The organism is Clostridium sp. JN-1 (genome assembly GCF_003718715.1).
Classification (GTDB): domain Bacteria; phylum Bacillota; class Clostridia; order Clostridiales; family Clostridiaceae; genus Clostridium_AV.
This window is the reverse complement of sequence record NZ_CP033465.1, coordinates 2,464,848-2,488,002: the sequence shown is the minus strand read 5'-3', so window position 1 is coordinate 2,488,002 and position 23,155 is coordinate 2,464,848. Positions and strand designations below refer to the sequence as shown.

Genomic DNA, 23,155 nt, shown 5'->3' with positions numbered 1-23,155 from the left:
GGCATCTAACTTATTTTTCGAACATTTATGATTTTTTTCATGAATTCATGAAATTCATCAGATTTTATTAAATTTAGAGCAGCATTTTCTTGCTTTTCAGTTATAACACCACCTTGTACCAGTTTATCCAGATGTGATTTATAATCATGATGTTTGTGATTGTTATTTTTAAGTGTAGTTTCACTGATGGTAGGTATGCTTTTAGATGATAAAGCAAAGACCGTCATAAAACTCATATTTAATGAAGTTAAAATAGTTAAAGCAGCTATTAATTTAATATTCCTTTTTAACATTTTAGTTTTTCCCGAAATAGATTTACTTATAGTTTGTCAATTTAGGTGATAATTATAATATTAATTTTCAGTATCTATTGTTAAAGTCAATAAACGAGAGGCATTCTATAGATAAATTTAAAGACAATTTTAAATTGCGCTTTTACTTAGAACTTAGAAATTGTATAATAATACTATATTTAAATTTGTTTTAATAATTATACTTATTTGAAAGGTGATATTCATGAAAACTTATTTGGTAACTGGTGGAGCTGGTTTTATTGGCTCTAATTTTATTCATTACATATTAAAAACACATAATGATATTAAAATTATAAACTTAGATAAGCTAACTTATGCAGGTAATCTTGAAAATTTAAAGTCAATTAGTAAAAATCCAAACTATACTTTTATTCAAGGAGATATATGTGATGTAAAGTTTATTCAAGGTTTATTTAAAAAATATGATATAGATTATGTAGTAAACTTTGCAGCAGAATCTCATGTGGATAGAAGTATAAGAGAACCTGAAGTATTTGTAAAGACAAATGTGCTTGGAACAGTAACTTTATTGAATGCTGCAAAAAGTGCATGGAGTAATGGAGACAACTTTAAAAAAGGCAAGAAGTATATTCAAATTTCTACTGATGAAGTTTATGGATCACTTGGAAGCGAGGGATATTTTACGGAAAAAACTCCACTTGATTCCCATAGTCCTTATTCTTCAAGTAAGGCATCTGCTGATCTTATGGTGAAAGCTTATTATGATACATATAAAATGCCTGTGAACATAACAAGATGTTCTAATAATTATGGACCATACCAATTTCCAGAAAAACTTATACCGCTTATTATAAATAATTGTTTGAATAAAAAAGAATTACCAGTTTACGGAGATGGACTTAACATAAGAGATTGGCTTTATGTAGAAGATCACTGCAAGGCAATAGACATGGTGATCCAGATTGGACGAATTGGACAAGTATATAATATAGGTGGTCACAATGAAAGGACAAACATACATATTGTAAAAACAATAATATCATACATACACGATAATATTGATTCATCTGTAACAGAAGACTTGATAAAATACGTACAGGATAGAAAAGGTCATGATAGAAGATACGGAATAGACCCATCAAAAATAAAAGATGAACTTGGCTGGTATCCTGAAACCAAATTTGAAGATGGAATAATAAAAACAATAGAATGGTACCTGCAAAATAGTGACTGGATGAAAAACATTACATCAGGAGAATATCAAAAATACTATTCTAAAATTTATCTATAGATTTTCTAAGTAGTTTTTACTTGAGAACAAAAGAAAGAGAAGCTAAATATATGAAACTTTTAAGGAGATATTAATGCTTAATTTGTTACTGTATATAATTAATAATATTATTTTAATTTTTACATCAATTACTATAATTAAGTTAATAGATAGGTGTAAAAATAGATGGCACGATAAAATAATGAAAGTTGGTATTTTATATATTTCTCAAATATTAATAATAACTTTAACTTGCGGGTTAATACTTAAAAAGTTAAATTTACTGTGGATAACTGCTATATGTATAATAATGTTTATCATTTGTATTGTTATAAAAATTATCAAAAATATCACGTTTGATTTAAAAATAAATTTTAAATATTTAAAATTTACTTTTAAATACAGTGATAATTTAACTAAAGGTTTAATAGTTATTTTATTTTTCACTTTAGTTTTAAAATTATTTAATGTATTTGTGTTACCACCTTATTCATGGGATAGTATGGCTTACCATTTACCGAATTTAGTAGACTATATACAAAACGGGAAAATATACATAAGTGAGAAATTAATATGGTCAAATTGTTATCCTAAGAATATAGAAATGTTAAATCTATGGCAATTAAGTTATTTTAAAAATGGTATAACTTTAGCATTAACACAATATAGTATTACAATTCTTGGTTCTATATCAATTTATGGGATATTAAATCAATTACGAATTCAAGAAAAGTATTCACTTTTAGGAAGTATATTTTATCTATCAACACCAATAATTTTAAGTCAGATGTCTACAACGTATATAGATACGGCGCTATGTAGTATTTTTGTAATGTGTATATATTTTTTGATTATTTCATATCATAGTAATTTTGATCAAAATATAATTTATTTATCTTTAGGATTAGGAGTATTATTAGGAATAAAATATTCTAGTATAGGGTATTATATAATATTTATGTTTTTTATATTTTTATTATTAATAAAAAGTGGTAAGGGTTTACCTAATTTAGCAAAGATAATGCTAAAGATATTTATAATAAGTATGTCCATTGGAAGCGTATGGTACATTATAAATTTAATAAAATTTAAAAATCCTGTGTATCCATTTGAAATAAAGGTTTTAAATAATGTTATTTTTGCTGGAGAAAATGTTAAAGCATCAATTATGGATTCTAATACACCATATATATTAAGAAATAAAAATTATTTTTATAAAATTTTAATTTCATGGTTTCAAGTAGGAGGTACTGGTTTAGGACCTTCAAGTGGAATAGGAAGTTTAACAATAAAAGATGCTGCAAAAAATTTTTTATGGAATTTATATGATCAGAGAATAGGTGGACTTGGATTACTATGGATAATAATTTTAGTTCCTAGCATTTTCTTTTTTGTTTTGAATAAAGTTAAAACAAGAAGTATTAGAACTGATGAATCGATAGTTTTAATAATTCCAATAATTTGCTTTTTCATAACTCCATCTAATTGGTGGACAAGATATGTGTGCTTTATATTAATAGTTGGAATTTATTGTTTTTGTTATTTAAGGGACAATTGTATAAAACATAAAAATATATTTTTAGAATTTTATATTTTCTTATTTATAGTAATAGGTTGTATTCAAGGATCAGCATATGAAATTATGTGTATTGATAGAATGGTATTAAATAATTATTTAGAAGGAAAAGACTGCTTTAGAAGTGCAAGTTCTTTATTTATTGATGATGAATATAAAAGTATATTGAATAAATTTAACAAACCTGATTCTAGTTTAAAAATATTAGTTTTTGAGGTTAAAGCAGAACATTTATATTATTTTCAAGGCAATAATCTACAAAATAACGTTAAGTTTTATCCTTACGAGAAGTGGAATAAAAATGAATACTCCATTGATGAAAAAAAATTTGATAAAGTGTTAAAGAGTAATGATGCAGACTATATTGTTGTTCCTAATACTTATGTAAAATATAATAAGATAATTATGAATAATAGATATAAATTGATTTCAAAGCCTAAAGATAATGTTTTGTTTTATGAAAAAAATAAAGCTTAAATTATTAAAACAGGGATATATATCTTGAAAAAGAACATTGGAGTAAACCTTAAAGTTTTTTGAGACATATATCAGCCAATACAACTTAAATTTATTTTGCTGCAACACAGTACATTTAAATTATGAATTGCAAAAGTTAAAATTTGGAGGCGCAAAAATGAAGGGAATAATACTTGCAGGGGGATCTGGTACAAGACTTTATCCAATGACTAAGGCAATTTCCAAACAAATAATTCCAGTGTATGACAAACCAATGATATATTATCCACTTTCGGTACTCATGCTTGCAGGAATAAGAGATATACTTATCATATCAACACCAAGGGACATAAAAGCATTTGAAGAACTTTTGGGGGATGGAAGTCAGCTTGGATTAAAATTTCAATATAAGATTCAAGAAAAGCCTAATGGACTTGCAGAGGCATTTATACTTGGAGAAGAATTTATTGGACAAGATAAAGTTGCACTTGTGCTTGGAGATAATGTTTTTCATGGATATGGTTTTACAGAGAGACTTGAAAGAGCAGCAAATAGGCAAAGTGGAGCTACCATTTTTGGATATCATGTAAGTAATCCAAGAGATTTTGGAGTAGTTGAATTTGACGACAACTCAAATGTTATTTCAATTGAAGAAAAACCATTGAATCCAAAATCTAATTATGCTGTTCCAGGACTTTATTTTTATGATAACGATGTAGTAGATATAGCAAAACACATGACTCCTTCAAAGAGAGGAGAACTTGAGATAACAGATGTAAATCTTGAGTATTTAAAAAGAGACAAGCTTAAAGTTGAACTATTTGGAAGGGGAATGGCATGGCTTGATACAGGAACTCCACAAGGTCTTTTAAACGCAGCAAACTTTGTTGAAGCAGTTCAAACAAGGCAAGGTCTTTATGTTGCTTGCATAGAAGAAATAGCATATAGAAAAGGATTTATAAGTAAGGAGCAGCTTGAAAAGCTTGCAAAACCACTTCAAAAGGTTGACTATGGTAAATACCTTTTAAATTTAATCAAAGGTGAAGCAAAAATAAATTCAAACTGCAGGGACTGATATAATATATAGGGTTTCTAGTTCATACATTAACTTACACGCAGGGATATATATACAGCTTGAAGGCACATTAAAAACTTTTATTACAAGTCTTAGTGAAGTATTTTAGAAAATCTTAGATGATTAAATATTGTTTGAGCTTTGCGAGTTTATTTAATCTTCTTAGATTTTCAAAATACAAACTTTAGACTTGTTAAAAGTTTTTATAGTGTCAAAGGCTGTATATATATCCTGGAGTGTAAGCTAAGCTGCAAACTAGAAATTCTACATTATCCAATACAGTTGAATTTATCTTTGCTGCGTCACAGCTTATGGATTGGAGTGAAAACTTGTGAAATTATTGGTTACTGGTGCAAAAGGACAGCTTGGAAGACAGATAACTTCAATAATAGAAAATAAAAAATCTCAACTTGGAGAGATAGACAAAGTTTATTATGATGTGGAACTCAAGGGTGTTGGATCAAAAGAACTTGATATAACGAAGTTAGATGATGTTTTAAAGTTAATATATGATTTTAAACCAGGTGTAATTATAAATTGTGCAGCGTATACAAATGTTGATAAATGTGAAACAGATAGGGATAATGCATTTAATGTAAATGCACTTGGTGCTAGAAACTTAGCAGCAGCTGCAGAAAAAGTTGGTGCTAAGATACTTCATGTGTCTACCGATTATGTTTTTGATGGAACTTCAAGTTTGCCTGTAAATGAATATGAGATTCCTCACCCTCAAAGTGTATATGGTAAAACTAAACTTTTGGGTGAGGAATATGTTAGGGAGAGCTGCAGAAAGTACTTTATAGTTAGAACATCATGGCTTTATGGAAATTACGGTAAAAATTTTGTGTATACTATAATGAATGCAGCTAAAGATAAAGGACATTTAAATGTTGTAAATGATCAAATTGGAAATCCTACAAATGCTGAAGATTTAGCCTATCATATTCTAAAAATAATACTTACAAATCAATACGGCATTTATCACTGTACAGGTAATGGTGCGTGCAGCTGGTACGATTTTGCATGTAAGATTATAGAATATAGTAAAATAAATTGCATCGTTGATTACATGAGTTCTGATAAATTGGATAGAGCAGCTAAAAGGCCAGCGTATTCTTCACTTGATAATATGATGCTTCGTTTAACTGTTGGAGATGAAATGCGTCCGTGGGAAACTGCCTTAAAGGATTTTATAAATAATATAAAGTAGCTGCAGCTAAATTTTCAATTATAATCAATATGTTTTTGTAAGTATTTTCTTTAGCTTTAAGAGGCAGATTTGCTTCCTCTTCTTTGCTGCAGCATATGTTAAGTTTTCATATTTGGCATATGATTTTAAACTTCTTCTGTCAAAATAAAACCATTTAATCAAATCCTTATCATCACGAGGGAGAAGTTCTATTGCTTTACTTAAAGATAGGGCTTCCTCTTTTGATATAAATTCGTTTTCTATATTTTGACTTGAAGATATGCAGTCAATTAGCGCTGTGTCATCACACACAGGAGCATAAATGCTTGTCCCAAACTTTTCTTTATTCTTTTTTACGCTGCATTTTCTAAGACTATATTTTAGTGAGTTTGAAACACATCTACAAGCATAACTATTGAAGCTGGATACAGGTGACTTTTTTAGATCGTATTTTTTTACAGCATTTATAAGAGCTAAATTACACACTTGAATTAGATCATTTAAATCGTTTCCATTTATGTAGTAGGAAACTGCCGTCTTATAAATAAATCCTTTGTATTTGTCTAAAATTATAGCCATAGCTCCTTCGTTGTCATTTTGTGCCTCACATATTATGTTTAAAATTTTTTCATTTTCTTTGTCCATTTTATAAATCATCCCCTCTTTATTATATAGTTATCTATACATTTATGATTCTCACAATTTATTTCACAAACGCATATTTATATTGGTATATTAACATAAATTTACTAAAAAGTAAAACAATTATAGAAAATTTTTTCAAAAAATATTTAATTATGAAAGTAAATAAGCTAAATGGTAAAAATAGTAAAAAAATAGGTTCTTACTTTTTACCATTATTTAAGTTATTTATAACATTAGACAAATTGTTTATACTGCTTGTCAAAACTTCAAGTTTGCTTTCCAACCTCACAAGAAGGTAGACGGATACTGCTATTGGAAAGCCTACATTGCCTATCATGCTAACTAGATCATTTCCCATAAAATCCTCTCCTCTCTTAGAATTAGTTTTAAAGTAATTTCTTGAACTTAATTCTATAATAAGAACCGCACTGGCAGTGTTCAGTCATTAAAGTATTTTTTATAACTTTAATTAAAAATTGATTGTACACAAAATGACATAAAACAAAGCTAAAATTTATTAAACAACTAATACTCCAAAACTCATATAGGATTTCTAGTTCATGCATTAACTTACACGCAGGGATATATATACAGCCTGAAGGCACATTAAAAACTTTTATTACAAGTTTTAGCGAAATATTTTAGAAAATTCTAGAGGCTCAAATACTGTTTGAGCCTGCGAGTTTATTTGAGCCTCTTGAATTTTCAAAATAAGAGCTTTAAACTTGTTAAAAGTTTTTACAGTGTCAAAGGCTGTATATATATCCCGGAGTGTAAGTTAAGCTGCAAACTAGAAATCCTATATTGAATTTTACAATTAGTGTTATTTAACAAGTTTTGCTTGTTACCTTACTTGAAGTTGTGTACTTGTTCTGTCAGTTATTTCTGCAGAATCGACAGATGTTATATCCCCACCCTTAGGTGCAAAAATGTTCTTTGCAACAATTGTATTCATAGCTGTCTTTACCTCATCTTGACTTAAATCATCCTTTACATTGCTGACTTTTAGAGAAGCCTTCTTCCCCTCAGCAGTTAGAAAATTCATAGTTAATGTTTTACTCATAAAATATACCTCCCCATAATTTTTAATTGTTAATGCCTGTTAAACTTTACAGATAACCGAATCAGATACTTAACTTATATGTAGGAATATATTGACAAAGTGGAAGCACATTTAAAAATTTTTAGTAATTCCATATTTTGTTAAAACATTTCAAAGTATAAGCTAAGAATCTTCATTGGTAATCTATATAAGATTTACTAATTTATATAATAAAATTTAATAGTACATCCTAAAGCAAAAGTTTAACTTATTAAGTTTGACTTTGAGTAGATAGTCAACGCTAAAGCTGAATTTGTACACTGGCACATGTTGGTGATTTTTGTGAGCATTTAAATATTTTTTTATTAATTCTTGGCGACAATTTTATAAAATCTTAGAACTTTAGATTTGTTTGAGGTACGAGTTTATCGAAAGTTGTTAGATTTTATAAAATTGGAGCCTTAGAATTAACAAAAATATTTACGCTCACAAAAGTTGCCAACGTGTGTAGGTGCATAAATTTAGCTTTGTATTAACTATCTACAAGTTAAGCATTTGTGATTGAACTTTCTTGGTCGACTAGAAGTTCATTTAATGTTGTTCCAAGAAGAGTTTCAATTTGTTTTGCCACATCATACATGTCCTGTTCAGTTGCAGCAGGTTTTATGCTTTTAAAACTCTGCTTTTTGATTATGTCCTTTCCATTTTTATCTACACCTGATTTGTATTTAAGAACAAGTGTGTTTTGGAGCTTTGTAGAAGTTGCTGCCATTATTAACATCCCCTTTCACTTAATATATAGGCTGAACTTTGAAAAAGGTATACAAATTGTAATAGTAATTTTAAAGAAAAATTGTTATAATTATTATGTTGAATAAGGTTGATATAAAGTGTTTTGGGGGATTTCTATATGATAAAAGAAAATCAAAAATATCTTAATAAGGTTTTGGTAGGGTTTGATGCTGTAAGTTTGCTTATAGCTATAAGAGTTGCATGGTATATAAGGTTTAATACTAATCTTTTAGCAAAACCAGAAGGCATATACCCGTTGGAGAGGTATTTTACACCCCTGGCACTTATGGTTCCAGTATATATAATCTTGTATTATCTTTTCAAATTGTATTCTGCATATAGATTCAAATCTATTTTTGAAGAAATATTTAATGCATTAAAAGCTAATGTTATAGGTATGCTTGCATTTACAATGATGCTTTACATATTCAAAGAGATGGATTATTCAAGGTATATGATTGCTACTTTTTTTATTGTAAATATGATCTTAATTTCTGTAGAAAGAAGTTTGCTTAGATATGTACTTAGATGTATTAGAAGAAGTGGGCACAATTTAAAGCATATAATATTTGTTGGTTTAAATGATGATACAATTGATTTTATGAATAAGGTAAATGTAAACAAGCATTGGGGTTATAAGGTAATTGGAATACTAAGTGATTACTATGATGAGGACAAGGCAAATGGTGAGCAGCATATGGCTTTTGAAGAAGCTGCTGCATGTTTGGAATCCAACAATGTAATACTTGGTGAGATAGGTGAACTTGAAAAGTATTTAGTGTCTTATGCTATAGATGAAGTTTTTATAACGCTGCCTTTTAGAGAGTATTACAAACTCAATTCTGTAATAGAAGTGTGTGAAAAAAATGGGGTAAAGGCTCAGATAATACCTGAGTTTTCAAAGTTTTTATCATCTAAGCCGTATATAGAAAATATAGATGGAACTGCAGTTATAAGTATGAGATATATACCACTTGATGATATATTAAACAAGACCGTAAAGAGAATTTTTGATATAGCACTCTCTGTATTTTTTATAATTTTAACTTCTCCAATAATGATTTTTACTTGTATCATGATAAAATTGACTTCACCAGGACCTGTAATATTCAAGCAGGAAAGAGTTGGATTAAATAAGAAACCTTTTGTAATGTATAAATTTAGATCTATGAAGGTGCAGAAAAAAGATGATGAGAAGGTAGAATGGACAACTCAAAATGATCCACGTAAGACTAAATTTGGTACATTTATAAGAAAGACAAGTATAGATGAATTGCCACAGTTTTTCAATGTGCTTAAAGGTGATATGAGCCTTGTTGGTCCTAGACCTGAGAGACCATATTTTGTCGGAAAGTTTAAAGAAGAAGTTCCAAAGTACATGGTAAAGCATCAGGTTCGCCCTGGAATAACAGGATGGGCACAGGTAAATGGCTGGAGAGGAGATACATCTATAGAAAAGAGAATAGAGTGTGATATATATTATATTGAAAATTGGAATTTTTGGTTTGATATAAAGATAATGTTTTTAACTGTATTTAAGGGATTTGTAAATAAAAATGCATACTAAAATACCTTTATGCATAAATTGGTTTTGAGTATGAAATAATGTAGATGGAGGACATAATTTTGGATAAGTTTAAATTTATAGAGACAAAAATAAATGGAGTATATATAATAGAAACTGGAATATTTGGGGATAAAAGAGGATACTTCATGGAAACATATAATTATAATGAGTTTAAAACTGCAGGGCTTGATATGTTATTTGTTCAGGATAACCAGTCAAAGTCCAAGAAGGGAGTTCTGAGGGGACTTCATTTTCAGAAAAAACATCCTCAAGGAAAACTTGTAAGAGTTACTAAAGGTGAAGTATTTGATGTGGCTGTTGATTTGAGAAATAAATCAGAAACTTATGGAAAATGGGTAGGCGTTTTGTTGTCGGAGGAAAATAAAAAACAATTTTACATACCCAAGGGATTTGCTCATGGATTTTTGGTTTTATCTGATGAAGCAGAGTTTTGTTACAAGTGTACTGACTTTTATCATCCTGAAGATGAAGGTGGAGTACTTTGGAATGACATGGATATAAATATTGATTGGCCGTTTGATAAAATAGTTGGAAGTGATATAATACTTTCAGATAAAGATAAAATACTTCCTAAGTTTAAAGATATTGAAATAGAATTTTAAATTATTTATATAAGTGAGGAGTAATGATGAGTAGAACTAGTGGAAAAAGAGGATTGCTGGCATTCGTAACTATTTTAATTATTGCAGTTGTGGTGTTTTTTGCTCTTTTATTTTCCGGATCTTCATATAGAGCTGATAAAGTTGAGCTTTCTTCGGATCTGATTAATAAAATGCAAATTGCTGCACTTCAAACTGGTACTATTGAGCTAAATGGTGATGAGCTAAATCAAATAATAAATATGTATTTTACACCTAAAAAGTACTCAAATATTACTGTAAAGGGAATAAAGTCTGAAATAGTAGGCAGTGATGTTAACTTTTATATACCAGTAAATTATAAAGGGCTTAATTTACTTATGAAGGTTAGTGGAAATTTAACTTATGATTATGGAATAAATTATAAAGTTTCAAATGTGAGTTTAGGTAAAATCCCTGTACCAAAAAAATTATTTTTAGATATTGTAAGGAGTAAAGCTGGAAATAGAGCTGCAGTAAAAGATGATACAATTTACATAGATAAGAGTAAAATACCTGTATCAATAAAATCAATAGATGTAGAAGATTCAAAAATGATAATAAATGTTGAAAAGCTGACAGATCAAATTAAGAACAAATTACAATCAATGGTTGGTCAAACATCTTCAGGTACTGGCAGTTCTGCCCAAGTTAATAAATCTTTAGACAGAATATCTGGCAAGTTAAATGCTGCGCTAAATTCTGTAGATACACAGGGAGAAAAAGCTGTTATATCAAGTATGATATCTTCAGTAAATAAAATGAAGTCAAATTCAAATGGAAGTCCTGATGATTATGCAAGTCAGGTAAAGGTACTATATAGAAAATTGTCTGAGTCTGAAAAACAGAAGGTAAAAACAGCTGTATTTTCAAATGTGGATGGAAACGACCTTGATATAGTAAAAAGTATGATCAATTAAAATGTAAACTGTAAATTGCATATTAAAGCTATCAGTAGTTAAAAATACTGATAGCTTTACTTATATATATGAAATATTTTAAAAAGGATGTAATAGAATTAAATTTAGTATATATTTGATGCACAGTTTATGCAAATTAATGTACAAATATGGCTTTAAATAATGATATAATTAAAATGTATTTGTTTGCAGATTGGAGTGATCAAAAGATAATGAAGAAAGTTATATGCATTTTAATATGTACATTGTTTGTTTTGCCATTGAGTGCATGTTCAAGCCCAGGTATCTTTGGCAGTAAAAATAAGATGTATAAAGAAGATTTTATGACAATGGATACTTCTATGGAGCTGAGTGCTTCTGGACCAAATGCACAAAAGGCAGTTGAAGAAAGTAAAAAGAAATTATTTGAATTAAATGATATGGCAAGTAGTACTATAAAAACAAGTGATGTTAGTAAAATCAATGATGCTGCTGGAAAAGAGTATGTAAAAGTTCATCCTGAAATAATTAAAATGATTTTAGCCTCTCAAAAGTATTCTGATATAACTAATGGAGAATATGATTTAACAGTTGGTCCTATAATAAATTTATGGGGTATAGGCACTGATAAGGAGAGAATACCAGAAGGCAGTGAAATCAAAGCTAAGCTGCCTTTAGTTGGATATAAAAAAATTAGTGTAAACCAAGAAGACAGCAGTGTTATGCTTAAAGATCCCGGTATGGCGATAGACCTTGGAGGTGTTGCAAAGGGATTTGCAGCAGATGAGGTACTTAAAATTTATAAAAAGTATAATATAGAAAACGGACTCATAAATTTAGGATCAAGTTCCATGTATGCAGTTGGGAAAAATGAAGACAATGGAGATTGGAAAATTGGAATTAAGCATCCTAGAAGTGAAGCAAGCGATAATTTATTAGGAATACTCAGCATATCAAATCAAGGAATATCCACGTCAGGTGACTATGAAAGGTATTTTGTAAAAAATGGAAGAAGGTATTTCCATATAATGAATCCTAAAACTGGTTATCCTGTTAATAATGGAATAATGAGTGCTACAGTAGTGGTTGATGAGAGCATTCCAGATGCAAATATGACAGCTGATATACTATCTTTAGTTATTTTTGAACTTGGACCTGAGAAAGGTATAAAGCTTATAAATAGTATGCCTAAAGTATCATGTGAAGTTACTATGACAGATTATACAATCTATACATCTAATGGATTTAAAGATAAGATGTCAGACTTAAATAAGGATTTTAAATATAAAGATTTGCCTGGTAAGTAGGCATTGATTCTAGGAGGAAATATGGATTATACATTAATTGCAACATCAACTTTTGGACTAGAAGGTGTGGTTGCAAAAGAACTTAAGGAACTTGGATACGAAGACTTAAAGGTTGAAAACGGTAAAGTCACCTTTAGTGGAGATGAAATGGATATAGTTACATGTAATTTGTGGCTTAGGACAGCTGATAGGGTGCTTATAAATATGGCTGAATTTAAGGCTGAAAGTTTTGAAGAGCTTTTTCAAGGTACTCTAGCTGTCGACTGGGGAAGTTTAATGCCGGAAGATGCATTTATGCATGTAACTGGAAAGTCAGTTAAGTCACAGCTTCACAGTGTACCTGATTGTCAATCAATAGTAAAAAAGGCTGTTATTGAAGCTATGAAAAGGGAGTATCCTTCTGGAAACTTTGATGAAACTGGTGCAGAGTATAAAATAGAAGTTGGCATTTTAAAGGACATAGTTACTCTTACAGTTGATACTTCAGGTCCGGGATTACATAAAAGGGGATATAGAGAAAATGCAGGAGGTGCACCAATTAAAGAAACTCTTGCAGCAGCTTTGGTGCTTTTGAGCAAATGGGAGCCTTCACATATACTTGCTGATCCAATGTGCGGATCTGGCACTATTGCAATAGAAGCAGCTTTAATAGCAAAAAATATAGCACCTGGGTTAAACAGAAGTTTTGTTTCTGAAAAGTGGGATGTAATTCCACAGGACTTATGGAGTGACTTGAGAAAACATGCTAGAAATTCTATAAATGACAAGGAACTCAGAATTCTTGCGTCAGATATAGATGGAAGAGTGCTTAGAACAGCAAGAGAAAATGCTGAAAAAGCAGGAGTTAGTGAGTACATATCATTTCAAAAACTTCCAGTACAGGAGTTTAGCTCAAAGAAAAAGTGCGGCTTTATAATAAGCAATCCGCCTTATGGAGAGAGACTTGGAGAGGTAGAAGAAGCTGAAAAACTATACGAAGATATGGGAAAGGTATTTTCAAATCTTGAAGAATGGTCTTACTTTATAATAACAGCACATCAAGGTTTTGAAAAACACTTTGGAAAAAAGTCTGACAAAAACAGAAAGCTCTACAATGGAAGAATTAAGTGTTATTATTACCAATACTTTGCATAAAACAGAGGACATAAAACCAGAGGACATCTGTCCTCTGACTATTATTTTCCAAAAACTTGTTTTTTAAGTTTCAAGCCTGTTTCTGTTACTGCTAAACCTCCAAGTGCTGTTTCCCTTAACTCACATGGAAGCTGTTTTCCAACTCTATACATTGCTGAAACTGTGTCATCAAAAGGTATTTTGCTTGTAATGCCTGACATAACCATATCTGCTGTTGTTAATGCACTTACTGTACCAGATGCATTTCTCTTTGCACAAGGTATTTCTACGAGTCCTGCTATTGGGTCACATACAAGACCAAGAATATTTTTTATTACGATAGCAGCTGCATTCAATGCTTGAGATGGAGTTCCACCCATCATTTCTACGACAGCTGCAGATGCCATTGCTGCTGCAGAACCACATTCAGCTTGACATCCTCCTTCTGCACCAGCCATAGTTGCATTCTTTGCTATTATTACTCCAACACCTGATGCTGTAAATAGTGCTTGTACCATTTCATCTTCTGTCTTTTTAAGTTTTTCACCTGCACTTATTATTACTGCAGGAAGTATTCCGCACGAACCTGCTGTAGGTGCAGCAACTATTTTACCCATTGCGGCATTTACTTCAGAACAAGAAAGTGCTCTTGCCATTGCCATTACCATGAAGTTTCCTGTTAAAGTTTCATTTGAGTTTGCATATTCATTTAATTTATATGCATCACCGCCTATGAGACCACTTACGGATTTTATTTTATTGTTCAATCCATGTTCAGCAGAAGCTTGCATTACCTTTAAATTCTTTCTCATTTTTTCAAAGACCTTATCTAAAGTAAGTCCGCTTGCCTTCGATTCTTCATGGAGTGCGTACTCCCATATTGTCATATTTTTTTCATTACATACTTTTATAAGTTCATTTCCGTGGTTTACCATGTTTATTCCTCCTCACTTACGGGATTTATGGCTATTACTTTGTGTATATTTGGTACTTTGCTTATCTCATTAGTTACATCATTATTTATTTTATCATCAACTTCAAATACCATGGCTGCACTTGCACCCTTTGTACTTTTTCTGTATACTTTCATGAATGCAATATTTATATTATGGTCATACAATATATCAGATACTTTTGCAACCATACCTGGTACATCAATATGATTTATAAGTATAGTTGGATAAGTTCCAGAAAACTCAACTTGATCACCGTCAACTTCAGTAATAAGTATGTTTCCTCCGCCTATGGAACTTCCCATTACTTCAATTGTTGAATCGTTTTCTTTAGTTATCAAAAATTTTACTGTATTAGGATGCACATCCCCAAGGTCAGTTTCTACAAATTTAACTTCAATGCCTTTTTCTTTAGCCATTTTCATGGAGTTTTTTAATCTTTCGTCCCAAGGATTCATGCCAAGTATTCCTGCAACAAGTGCTTTGTCTGTACCGTGTCCTTTATAAGTTTTTGCAAATGAACCATGTAATAAAAATTCTACTTTCTTAATTTTTCCACCTGCTATGGTTTTTGCAACTTTTCCAAGCCTTGCAGCTCCAGCTGTATGGGAACTTGATGGTCCTATCATTATTGGGCCTAAAATATCAAAAACACTATACTCTCTCATTTCATTAATACCAACCTTTCAAAATTAGTTGTATAATACATTTATAATAGCATGTTATAACATATTATACAATTTATTTTAGCGAAAATTGCTCAAATTATGCCGGTTTTTTTTATTTGTGAATTATTTATTGCGCTATATGGTTTCTAGCTTAAAAATTAACTCATACGCAGGGATATATTTGCAAATATATCCACGAGTATGAGTTAGGTTTTTTAATTAATTGTCACTTTTAGTAGAATCTTCATCTTCAACTTTTACAAATTTGTCCTTTCTTGATGCATACACAGGAAGACCTATCAATGTTATAACTAGTCCTAGTCCTGCATTTAAAGGTTGAGTGAACAATGTATTAAGTACTATATAAAATCCTCCTACTATAGCTATGATAGGTATTACTGGATAAAGAGGAACTTTATATGGTCTGTAAAGATCTGGTTGTTTCTTTCTTAATACAAATACTGCAAAGAAAGTCATTGTGTAGAAAATCCATATTACAAATATTAGTAAGTCTGTTAACTGGTCAAATTTTCCGGAGAATATAAATATTACTGAGATTATCAATAATAATATTCCGCTATTTACAGGTACTTTGGATTTTGGACTTAATTTTGCTAGCCATTTGCTTCCAGGTAATTTATTTTCTAAAGCCATTGCATATGGTATTCTCATACCTGTAAGCGTATATCCATTTATTGTACCAAACACTGATATTAATATACCTATAGTTATTATTTGTCCGCCCGTTTTTCCAAATATTACATTAGCTACAGCAGCTGCTGGTGTTTTTGATGCTGCAAGACTGCTTGCAGGTAATACGAATAAGTAAGCTATGTTGATTAGTAAATAAACACCCATAACTAATGATAAACCACCAACAATTGCCCTTGGTAAGTCTTTCCCAGGGTTTTTCATTTCTCCAGCTATAGCACCTACGTTTATCCATCCATCATAAGCAAACATTGTTGCTACAAGTGCTGAACCAAGGCTTGTACCTACTGGATGATTTGCAGCTACTACAGGAAATAATCTAGCTGCCCCGCCGTTTCCGTGTGCAAGTCCTACTACTATAATTACAAACAAAGGTATTAACTTACATATAGTTGAAATCGTTTGTATTGCAGCGCCAGTTTTTGAACCTAATGCATTCATTATAAATAAGAATACAGAAATTCCAATAGCTATTGGGACTATCATTGAATCACTTAATCCGAGCAGTGAAACTGATTGAGTTCCAAAAATTATAGCAAGTGCAGCAACGTTAGCTGGAAAGTATATTAAAGTTTGTGCCCATCCAAGCAGGTAAGACCACATATCACCATAAGCTTCTTGAAGATATGCAAGCATACCACCTGTCTTTGGAATTGCTGCAGAAACTTCAGCTGCTGTAAGTCCTCCTGCTATAGTTATAATTCCTCCAAGTATCCATGCTATAAGTCCGAGACCTGGAGCTCCTGTTGCAGTAAAGACGGCTGTAGGTTTAAAAAATACACCTGCACCTATAACTATACCGATAACGGTAGCAAGGGCAGGCATTAAACCTATTTCTTTTTTTAATCCATTTTTACTCATTTTTTTAGTTCTCCTTTCGACATATTATGGAATAATTGCTATCATGTGTTTAATGTAATATTATCCGTAAAAAATTTGACCATTTATAAAACTTTTACAGTACAATTATACAAGTTTATATTTTAGTTCAAGTTATAAACATAAATTAATACAAATTAATACATATAAAAATAACTATATTTTATACTTAAATTGGATAATATCTTAAATACAAAGTTATAATAGCATATAATGATAATTTGTACAATAAGTTTTACGAATAAAGTGGCAATTTGGCACCAATTTTTTAAATAAATGAATTATATCTCCCAACTTTTTATATTTTTTTTATAATTCAACCCGTTAACTGTTATGAAAACCTATACTAACATTCATTGAAAACGAATTTTAATTAGTATATAATGGTTATTGTTAATAAACGAACAATATGTATAGAAATAATTTGGGCATTTGGAAGGTGGATATGAGAAAAATGGAGGATGAAGAATTATCAGAGAATAATGAATTGACAGCAAGGCAGGCAGATAGAATAATTAAGGCATTTAAGAATATTGGAAAAACTTTTGGAGATAAGTTTAGGAAGAGTGCTAAACAATATGGATTTACATCACCACAGCTTTCGGTTATATTTCATCTTTATAAGACGCCTGGAATAACTCTTAATGAACTTAGTGAACATATGATGTTAACTAAGAGTACTGTTTCAGGTATAATAAACCGCCTGGTAAATCAGGAAGTTGTTGTTAGGGAAGTACCTAAGAATAATAGAAGAATTATAAAATTGTCATTATCAGAAGAATTTATAAAGAATAATAATGTTATAAATATGAAAAAAAATTTTGCATATGATATTATAGCTAATGCAGTAAAAAATTTAGACCCTAAAGAATTGGAAAACATAGTTTACAGCTTGGAAAAGCTAAATTCACTGATGCAAGATAATAATGATGATAAATAAAAAAGGGTATTTAAATGTGATGAATAATTTGGTAATATATTTTATATAATGATGCAGCTTATTACGAAGATACCGCTGCTTGTTTTGACGGCAGTTGACAGTTTAGTTAAATAAATAACTTGATAGGTGATGAAATAACTTGAAAGGATATAATTTAAATTGAATGTGCTTATCATATTCTTGAAGATATTATTTATATTTTTAGGTTTCATATTTTTACTGCTTTTAATAACAATATTTTCACCGTGTAAATATAATTTAAATATAGAGGTAAATGATGGAAAGGTAATTTTTTATATAGAAATATCCATGATATTTCACTTATTCAAACTTATGATTTCTATGGAAAACTCTAAATGTAGAATTAAATTAACTGTCTTGGGTATGCATATTCCATTAGAGTTCAGTAAAAAGGGTTCTAGTGATAAAAATTCTAAAAGCTTACATAAATATAAACTTAATTTTTTAAATGGGAAATTTTTGATTTCATGTATGTCTTATTTTAAGGAAGTTATTGCACTTTTGAAACCAAAGTATATAGAAGTAAGCGGTATATATGGTCTTTATGATCCAGCAGAAACTGGTTTTATGTGCGGCTTTATTTCAATGTTTTCGCAGGCGGTGAAAGAAGATTATTTACATGTAAATCTTGAGCCGGATTTTGAAAATCAAGTTATAAATATAAATGCAAATATGTATGGAGAGTTGATTTTATTTTCTGTAATTTGTAAAACTCTCAAATTTATAAGGAAAGACGAAGTTAGAGAAGTCTTAATTGAAAAATTTTAAAGCAGACTAAATATTAGGAGGGATAAATAATGGGGCCAGTTCCAGAAAATTTGGACATGTTATTTACTAAGTTAGAAGATTTTTTTAATACTAGAACTGTTGTGGGAGACCCAATTGAAGTTGGAGAAACTACCTTGGTACCAATAATATCAGTGACATTTGGATTTGGTACAGGTGCAGGTGAAAACCAAAATGCACGCAAAAATAAAAGCGATTCAGGTTCAGGTGTTGGAATGGGTGCTAAAATTGCTTCTGATGCAGTAATTGTTGTTAGAAAAGATGGAACAGTTAAAATACTTCCTGTAAATGGAAGAGACAACTTAGTAAACCTTATAGAAAAAGTTCCAGAAATAGTATCAAAGTTCAACTTTAAAAAATCAGAAGACAAAAAATAACATATGGAATTCCAGAATAAAAACTCACTATTTTATTTTAAATATGGGTATAAACTGATATAATAAAGTAAAAGAATAATGAGTTAAATTAGTTTAAGGAGTTTGATTAAAATGAATGATGAAAAAACACAATCTGAAGTAGAACAAGAGGAAAAGGCTCCTAAACAAAAAAAGGAAACAAATATGTTATTAGCTGCATTTATGCTATTTATTTTGCCAATAGCAGCTATATTTTTAGGAGTGTTTTTAGGCGGGTATATAGCCGAATCTCTTAATAAAAGTATTTATGTCTTTAGAATTGCAGGAGGGGTAATTGGTTTTGTATTGTCTGTCATAACTATGAAAGTGTTTGATAAGAAAACAGTTGTAAGTGACAAACCTGAAAGGTACTACTGGGAAGATATGTAGAAGTTTTATATATTCACTCTTGGATGTTAAAATTAATTATTTTGCGTTCAAGGGTGAATTTTTATATTACTAAAATTCGTAAAAGTGGTAAAGATAATCTATGTTGACAGTGATAATGTACAGGATTATAATTAAAGTGGCAAATGCCAATATAAGATAGGAGGTGCTTTAATGTCACAATCTGATAAAACCAATGAAAGTGCTCAATGCAAAAATAACATAAAAAATGTAATAGCAGTTATGAGTGGAAAGGGCGGAGTAGGTAAGTCTACAATTTCTGTACTACTCGCTAAAGCATTTAAAAATAAAGGATTTAAAGTTGGAGTGCTTGATGCAGATATAACTGGACCAAGTGTTCCTAAGTTGTTAAATTTAGATGATGAACTAGCAAAGGCTGTTAATGAAACTATTATACCTGTAGTATCAGAAGATGGAATAAAGGTAATGTCTCTTAATCTCCTTATAGAAAATAAAAATGAGCCGGTAATATGGAGAGGACCTGTAATATCGGGTGCTGTTAAACAATTTTGGACTGATGTAGAGTGGGGTGATCTTGATTATTTAGTTATTGACATGCCGCCTGGAACAGGAGATGTGGCTCTTACTGCAATGCAGTCAATACCTATAGATGGAATTGTAATGGTATCAATACCTCAGGATTTAGTTTCAATGATAGTTTCAAAAGCTATAAATATGGCTAAGAAAATGGGAACTGATATTTTAGGTGTTATTGAGAATATGAGTTACATAGTATGCCCTGATTGTGGTAAGAAGATTAAGATTTTTGGAGAAGAAAATACAGATAAGTTCTTAAAAGATATGGACTTGAAACTCCTAGGAGAGCTGCCAATGCTAAATAGCATAAGTAATATTTCAAGTTCTGATAAAAATGATTTACCTAATGTATTTGATCCTATAGCTGCGAATATATTAGATGAGTTAAATTCTAGAAAATAAAATGGAAGAGCCTTTGAATGAGTTAATTCAAAGACTCTTTAATTTTATTTTCTAGTTTGCAACTTAACTTACACTCCGGTATAAAATGGTACTGCGATGCAATATTCTTGAGAGGACAGAGGACATAGGACAGAGAAGGTTGATTTTTTGCTAATGCAAAAGAATCTTTAAATTTATATAAGTTGGCAATGTTTCGCTTTAGCGAAACGAGTTATCAAAAATTAAATTAGTTTTCTGACGTAAGGAAGAAAACTTACCTTCATTGTCCTCTGTCCTTTGTCCTCTATCCTCTGTCTAAAGTGTTATAATTATTCTATATGGACTTAAATAGGATTACAATCTATAAGTGCGTTAATAAGTATTTTGCAATTGGGGGGATTACAGTGGAAAATATTTTGTTAAGTATTGATTGGGATTATTTTATGCCATATATCAAAAATTGGAATGGATCTTGTATTGAAAACAAAAGAAATATCATAAAGCAGTGGTATAAAAAATATTTTGAAAGTAAAACAAATGGAATTGACATATCTAGCATCTCAAATAGAATTGATGTTTTAAAATAAGGTTGTGTTTAAGAAAAAATGAAAAACAGTTGATTAAATTTTTAAAGTTAATCAACTGTTTTAAAAAAGTCCTGATTCGATAATATAATCTTTTAGTTTATTAATTTTTTCATCAATCCTTTCTATTAAATGAAGAGTAAATAATTTGTATACTTAATTTCATTTCAAGTACTTTAATATTGTAGAATTATAGGAATTTTCATAACTATTTTAAGAAAGTTATAATAAATCTATAAAAAAGATTAATTATGACGAACCAGGATTAGCTAAAGAAGTTTTATGAATTTTGAATGAAAGTTTAAATGCCCATTGGTATAATCCTTTGCTTTCTATAGAATTTAAATCCCTATTTAAATTAAAATTGTTTGGCGGTATCACTCCTATCCCTGAGTTATTTAATCAATATAATAGCCTTTAATCAACAACGTTAATTCTAAAAATGGATTAACCATATTTAGCATTTATAAGTTTAATCTTGTATTAAGGTTACTATTGATTGATTTAATAATATATCAATTATAAGTAAAAGTCAATATAAATTTTGATAATTATTAATTTTTTGAAAATTAAACAGAGCAAAAAAATAGGATTGCTGCACTGAAAGTAATTTATACAACATGCTGTATTTAAATTACTTAATGCAGTAGTCCAAATATAAAAAAGTATGTACATTTTTATACTTATGCTAAGGGTAAATACATAAAATAAGCTAATGCGTCCTTCGCAGAAGTAGCAAAGTCTATATTTCGCTGATGATATGGACTTCCTCCATATTCATTTCCTTGATTGTCACATATATATGCATAATCAAAGGACTTAGGGTCTAACCATTTCATAAAAGTATAAGTATGGGTTGGACCATTACCATATGAAGTAGTAAAGCAAATGTCACCAGGAAGTAACTTTGACAAATCATAACATATTTGCCATCCATAAGATAACAATTTTTTAGTTAATTGAACTGTATTACATACATATTCAGGTAATGATGTTAAACCAGCTCTTCTTAAAGCTTCACTTGCAAAAAATACACAGTTATTGCTTGTACTCCCATCATGCAGCTCTATTGCTCTAGCTCCAACAGATTGTCTATTATCTTCATTCATAAGATAATTATAAAGGCTGACTTGTAAACTTGATTGATTTCTATATGAATTTGATATAGAAGTCACGCCTTCAAAAGGGTTTATTGTCAAATTCAATTTTACTAATACGGGATAACCTTTTACATCGCCTTTGAATACATATTTTCCTGCAGGTGCTCCGGTATTAACTTGCTTGTCCCAAGTAACGCTTACTTGTCTCTTTTCTCCATCCGACATAGCTGCAGTTAATGTAGTTGGCAATTTGTAGTCGCCGCATTGGTTTATAGTTACATTCAAATCATCTATTGAAGTTATTGATGAATCAGTTTTAAAATTCATACTTACAGATTGTGGCAGATGCTTATTGTATTTAGAAACTAAATTTGCATCTATAAACAACTGATAATCACTTTTAGGATTATATTTATCAGATACTGAAACATTTACTTCCAAACCTTGATTACTTATTGAAATATCTATTGGAACTTTATTATTAGTTTTTTTATCTATAACTTTTATGCTGTTTTTTGCTGAAGATATATCTACTGGCTGACTTAATACTATTGTCCATTTTTTATTTACATCTACATTGCTTACGCTGTCAATTTCCCTTACAGGATTACTGGTGGAATCCTTCACTGTTGAGGAATTACTATTTTGAGCTATTGCAGAAGTAGTTGTATTTTGTGGTGTATTAGATTTATCTGCAGTTTGTGCTGTAACCATTGCAGAAGTAGTTGTGCTTTGTGATGTATTAGATTTATCTACAGTTTGTGCTGCAACTATGGCAGAGCTTGAAGTTACTTGTGTATTTGAAGCATCACTAGCTAGTACTAAATTGTGTGAGTTTAATTGGTAAAATGCAATAACAAATACAAACAGTAAGAACTTCTTAAAGTTTTTAATCAATCGTTATTCCTCCTTTCTATAAAAATTAAACATATTATATAATTTTACTAT

Annotated in this window: 24 protein-coding genes; 15 read left to right on the top strand and 9 right to left on the bottom strand. The window is 30.0% G+C overall.

Annotated elements, in window-relative coordinates:
* Positions 1-5: 5 nt before the first annotated feature.
* Complete coding sequence (locus EBB51_RS11870; RefSeq protein WP_123054645.1) at positions 6-293, bottom strand: hypothetical protein; 288 nt, start codon at positions 291-293, stop codon at positions 6-8.
* A gap of 223 nt (positions 294-516) precedes the next feature.
* Between EBB51_RS11870 and rfbB the strand changes: the two genes are divergently transcribed.
* The 4 genes from rfbB to rfbD all read left to right on the top strand — a co-directional run bounded on the left by rfbB (position 517) and on the right by rfbD (position 5,862).
* On the top strand, positions 517-1,566 hold the full coding sequence (gene rfbB / locus EBB51_RS11865; protein WP_123054644.1) for a dTDP-glucose 4,6-dehydratase: 1,050 nt from the start codon (positions 517-519) through the stop codon (positions 1,564-1,566).
* A gap of 73 nt (positions 1,567-1,639) precedes the next feature.
* Positions 1,640-3,598, top strand: coding sequence for a hypothetical protein (locus EBB51_RS11860; RefSeq protein WP_123054643.1), 1,959 nt, complete (start codon positions 1,640-1,642; stop codon positions 3,596-3,598).
* A gap of 157 nt (positions 3,599-3,755) precedes the next feature.
* Positions 3,756-4,652 carry a glucose-1-phosphate thymidylyltransferase RfbA gene (rfbA, locus tag EBB51_RS11855; protein ID WP_123054642.1) on the top strand — a complete coding sequence of 299 codons (897 nt, stop codon included), beginning with the start codon at positions 3,756-3,758 and terminating at the stop codon, positions 4,650-4,652.
* Between the two features lie 331 nt (positions 4,653-4,983).
* On the top strand, positions 4,984-5,862 hold the full coding sequence (rfbD, locus tag EBB51_RS11850; RefSeq protein WP_123054641.1) for a dTDP-4-dehydrorhamnose reductase: 879 nt from the start codon (positions 4,984-4,986) through the stop codon (positions 5,860-5,862).
* 24 nt (positions 5,863-5,886) lie between these two features.
* Here rfbD and EBB51_RS11845 read toward each other — a convergent pair whose 3' ends face one another.
* From EBB51_RS11845 to EBB51_RS11830, 4 genes are all read right to left on the bottom strand, one after another.
* Positions 5,887-6,486 carry a sigma-70 family RNA polymerase sigma factor gene (locus EBB51_RS11845; RefSeq protein ID WP_190285281.1) on the bottom strand — a complete coding sequence of 200 codons (600 nt, stop codon included), beginning with the start codon at positions 6,484-6,486 and terminating at the stop codon, positions 5,887-5,889.
* 199 nt (positions 6,487-6,685) lie between these two features.
* On the bottom strand, positions 6,686-6,844 hold the full coding sequence (locus EBB51_RS11840; protein WP_123054639.1) for a YvrJ family protein: 159 nt from the start codon (positions 6,842-6,844) through the stop codon (positions 6,686-6,688).
* A gap of 486 nt (positions 6,845-7,330) precedes the next feature.
* A complete protein-coding gene (locus tag EBB51_RS11835) occupies positions 7,331-7,549 on the bottom strand; it encodes a DUF2922 domain-containing protein (protein WP_123054638.1) in 219 nt (72 codons plus the stop codon).
* 526 nt (positions 7,550-8,075) lie between these two features.
* A complete protein-coding gene (locus EBB51_RS11830) occupies positions 8,076-8,300 on the bottom strand; it encodes a DUF1659 domain-containing protein (protein ID WP_123054637.1) in 225 nt (74 codons plus the stop codon).
* Between the two features lie 138 nt (positions 8,301-8,438).
* On the opposite strand from EBB51_RS11830, the gene EBB51_RS11825 reads away from it, so the two are divergent.
* The 5 genes from EBB51_RS11825 (at position 8,439) to EBB51_RS11805 (ending at position 13,865) form a co-directional block, all read left to right on the top strand.
* Positions 8,439-9,887 (top strand): undecaprenyl-phosphate glucose phosphotransferase, encoded by a 1,449-nt coding sequence (locus EBB51_RS11825; RefSeq protein ID WP_123054636.1) that lies wholly within the window; start codon positions 8,439-8,441, stop codon positions 9,885-9,887.
* A 59-nt stretch (positions 9,888-9,946) separates the two neighbouring features.
* Positions 9,947-10,510, top strand: coding sequence for a dTDP-4-dehydrorhamnose 3,5-epimerase (rfbC, locus tag EBB51_RS11820; RefSeq protein ID WP_123054635.1), 564 nt, complete (start codon positions 9,947-9,949; stop codon positions 10,508-10,510).
* A 26-nt stretch (positions 10,511-10,536) separates the two neighbouring features.
* Complete coding sequence (locus tag EBB51_RS11815) at positions 10,537-11,445, top strand: hypothetical protein (protein ID WP_123054634.1); 909 nt, start codon at positions 10,537-10,539, stop codon at positions 11,443-11,445.
* A 149-nt stretch (positions 11,446-11,594) separates the two neighbouring features.
* The gene (locus tag EBB51_RS11810; protein WP_347560935.1) at positions 11,595-12,731 is read left to right on the top strand and encodes an FAD:protein FMN transferase; all 1,137 of its coding nucleotides are present in this window, start codon (positions 11,595-11,597) and stop codon (positions 12,729-12,731) included.
* A gap of 21 nt (positions 12,732-12,752) precedes the next feature.
* Positions 12,753-13,865 (top strand): class I SAM-dependent RNA methyltransferase, encoded by a 1,113-nt coding sequence (locus tag EBB51_RS11805; protein WP_123054633.1) that lies wholly within the window; start codon positions 12,753-12,755, stop codon positions 13,863-13,865.
* A gap of 41 nt (positions 13,866-13,906) precedes the next feature.
* On the opposite strand, the gene sdaAA is transcribed toward EBB51_RS11805, so the two are convergent.
* The 3 genes from sdaAA to EBB51_RS11790 all read right to left on the bottom strand — a co-directional run bounded on the left by sdaAA (position 13,907) and on the right by EBB51_RS11790 (position 17,037).
* Entirely contained in the window at positions 13,907-14,779 is an 873-nt protein-coding gene (sdaAA, locus tag EBB51_RS11800; RefSeq protein WP_123054632.1) for an L-serine ammonia-lyase, iron-sulfur-dependent, subunit alpha, read from the bottom strand.
* Positions 14,780-14,781: 2 nt separating this feature from the next.
* Entirely contained in the window at positions 14,782-15,465 is a 684-nt protein-coding gene (gene sdaAB / locus EBB51_RS11795) for an L-serine ammonia-lyase, iron-sulfur-dependent subunit beta (RefSeq protein WP_123054631.1), read from the bottom strand.
* 219 nt (positions 15,466-15,684) lie between these two features.
* On the bottom strand, positions 15,685-17,037 hold the full coding sequence (locus tag EBB51_RS11790; protein WP_150131726.1) for an amino acid permease: 1,353 nt from the start codon (positions 17,035-17,037) through the stop codon (positions 15,685-15,687).
* Between the two features lie 463 nt (positions 17,038-17,500).
* Between EBB51_RS11790 and EBB51_RS11785 the strand changes: the two genes are divergently transcribed.
* The 6 genes from EBB51_RS11785 to EBB51_RS11760 all read left to right on the top strand — a co-directional run bounded on the left by EBB51_RS11785 (position 17,501) and on the right by EBB51_RS11760 (position 21,110).
* Complete coding sequence (locus EBB51_RS11785) at positions 17,501-17,995, top strand: MarR family transcriptional regulator (RefSeq protein ID WP_347560934.1); 495 nt, start codon at positions 17,501-17,503, stop codon at positions 17,993-17,995.
* A gap of 165 nt (positions 17,996-18,160) precedes the next feature.
* On the top strand, positions 18,161-18,784 hold the full coding sequence (locus EBB51_RS11780) for a DUF2953 domain-containing protein (RefSeq protein WP_243103950.1): 624 nt from the start codon (positions 18,161-18,163) through the stop codon (positions 18,782-18,784).
* A 29-nt stretch (positions 18,785-18,813) separates the two neighbouring features.
* Complete coding sequence (locus tag EBB51_RS11775; RefSeq protein ID WP_123054628.1) at positions 18,814-19,179, top strand: spore germination protein GerW family protein; 366 nt, start codon at positions 18,814-18,816, stop codon at positions 19,177-19,179.
* 111 nt (positions 19,180-19,290) lie between these two features.
* Entirely contained in the window at positions 19,291-19,587 is a 297-nt protein-coding gene (locus EBB51_RS11770) for a SoxR reducing system RseC family protein (RefSeq protein WP_123054627.1), read from the top strand.
* 171 nt (positions 19,588-19,758) lie between these two features.
* Positions 19,759-20,544: an Mrp/NBP35 family ATP-binding protein gene (locus EBB51_RS11765; RefSeq protein ID WP_123054626.1), complete on the top strand. Its 786-nt coding sequence runs from the start codon at positions 19,759-19,761 to the stop codon at positions 20,542-20,544.
* A 383-nt stretch (positions 20,545-20,927) separates the two neighbouring features.
* Positions 20,928-21,110 (top strand): hypothetical protein, encoded by a 183-nt coding sequence (locus EBB51_RS11760; RefSeq protein ID WP_123054625.1) that lies wholly within the window; start codon positions 20,928-20,930, stop codon positions 21,108-21,110.
* 680 nt (positions 21,111-21,790) lie between these two features.
* Here the strand turns inward: EBB51_RS11760 and EBB51_RS11755 are convergent.
* The gene (locus EBB51_RS11755; RefSeq protein ID WP_123054624.1) at positions 21,791-23,104 is read right to left on the bottom strand and encodes an Ig-like domain-containing protein; all 1,314 of its coding nucleotides are present in this window, start codon (positions 23,102-23,104) and stop codon (positions 21,791-21,793) included.
* Between the last annotated feature and the right edge of the window lie 51 nt (positions 23,105-23,155).

Excerpts from the sequence above, each read along its gene's own strand:
- EBB51_RS11870 (WP_123054645.1), bottom strand. The coding sequence starts at position 293 with ATGTTAAAAAGGAATATTAAATTAATAGCTGCTTTAACTATTTTAACT.
- rfbB (WP_123054644.1), top strand. The coding sequence starts at position 517 with ATGAAAACTTATTTGGTAACTGGTGGAGCTGGTTTTATTGGCTCTAAT.
- EBB51_RS11860 (WP_123054643.1), top strand. The coding sequence starts at position 1,640 with ATGCTTAATTTGTTACTGTATATAATTAATAATATTATTTTAATTTTT.
- rfbA (WP_123054642.1), top strand. The coding sequence starts at position 3,756 with ATGAAGGGAATAATACTTGCAGGGGGATCTGGTACAAGACTTTATCCA.
- EBB51_RS11845 (WP_190285281.1), bottom strand. The coding sequence starts at position 6,486 with ATGGACAAAGAAAATGAAAAAATTTTAAACATAATATGTGAGGCACAA.
- EBB51_RS11840 (WP_123054639.1), bottom strand. The coding sequence starts at position 6,844 with ATGGGAAATGATCTAGTTAGCATGATAGGCAATGTAGGCTTTCCAATA.
- EBB51_RS11835 (WP_123054638.1), bottom strand. The coding sequence starts at position 7,549 with ATGAGTAAAACATTAACTATGAATTTTCTAACTGCTGAGGGGAAGAAG.
- EBB51_RS11830 (WP_123054637.1), bottom strand. The coding sequence starts at position 8,300 with ATGGCAGCAACTTCTACAAAGCTCCAAAACACACTTGTTCTTAAATAC.
- EBB51_RS11825 (WP_123054636.1), top strand. The coding sequence starts at position 8,439 with ATGATAAAAGAAAATCAAAAATATCTTAATAAGGTTTTGGTAGGGTTT.
- EBB51_RS11815 (WP_123054634.1), top strand. The coding sequence starts at position 10,537 with ATGAGTAGAACTAGTGGAAAAAGAGGATTGCTGGCATTCGTAACTATT.
- EBB51_RS11810 (WP_347560935.1), top strand. The coding sequence starts at position 11,595 with ATGGCTTTAAATAATGATATAATTAAAATGTATTTGTTTGCAGATTGG.
- EBB51_RS11805 (WP_123054633.1), top strand. The coding sequence starts at position 12,753 with ATGGATTATACATTAATTGCAACATCAACTTTTGGACTAGAAGGTGTG.
- sdaAA (WP_123054632.1), bottom strand. The coding sequence starts at position 14,779 with ATGGTAAACCACGGAAATGAACTTATAAAAGTATGTAATGAAAAAAAT.
- sdaAB (WP_123054631.1), bottom strand. The coding sequence starts at position 15,465 with ATGAGAGAGTATAGTGTTTTTGATATTTTAGGCCCAATAATGATAGGA.
- EBB51_RS11790 (WP_150131726.1), bottom strand. The coding sequence starts at position 17,037 with ATGAGTAAAAATGGATTAAAAAAAGAAATAGGTTTAATGCCTGCCCTT.
- EBB51_RS11785 (WP_347560934.1), top strand. The coding sequence starts at position 17,501 with ATGAGAAAAATGGAGGATGAAGAATTATCAGAGAATAATGAATTGACA.
- EBB51_RS11775 (WP_123054628.1), top strand. The coding sequence starts at position 18,814 with ATGGGGCCAGTTCCAGAAAATTTGGACATGTTATTTACTAAGTTAGAA.
- EBB51_RS11770 (WP_123054627.1), top strand. The coding sequence starts at position 19,291 with ATGAATGATGAAAAAACACAATCTGAAGTAGAACAAGAGGAAAAGGCT.
- EBB51_RS11765 (WP_123054626.1), top strand. The coding sequence starts at position 19,759 with ATGTCACAATCTGATAAAACCAATGAAAGTGCTCAATGCAAAAATAAC.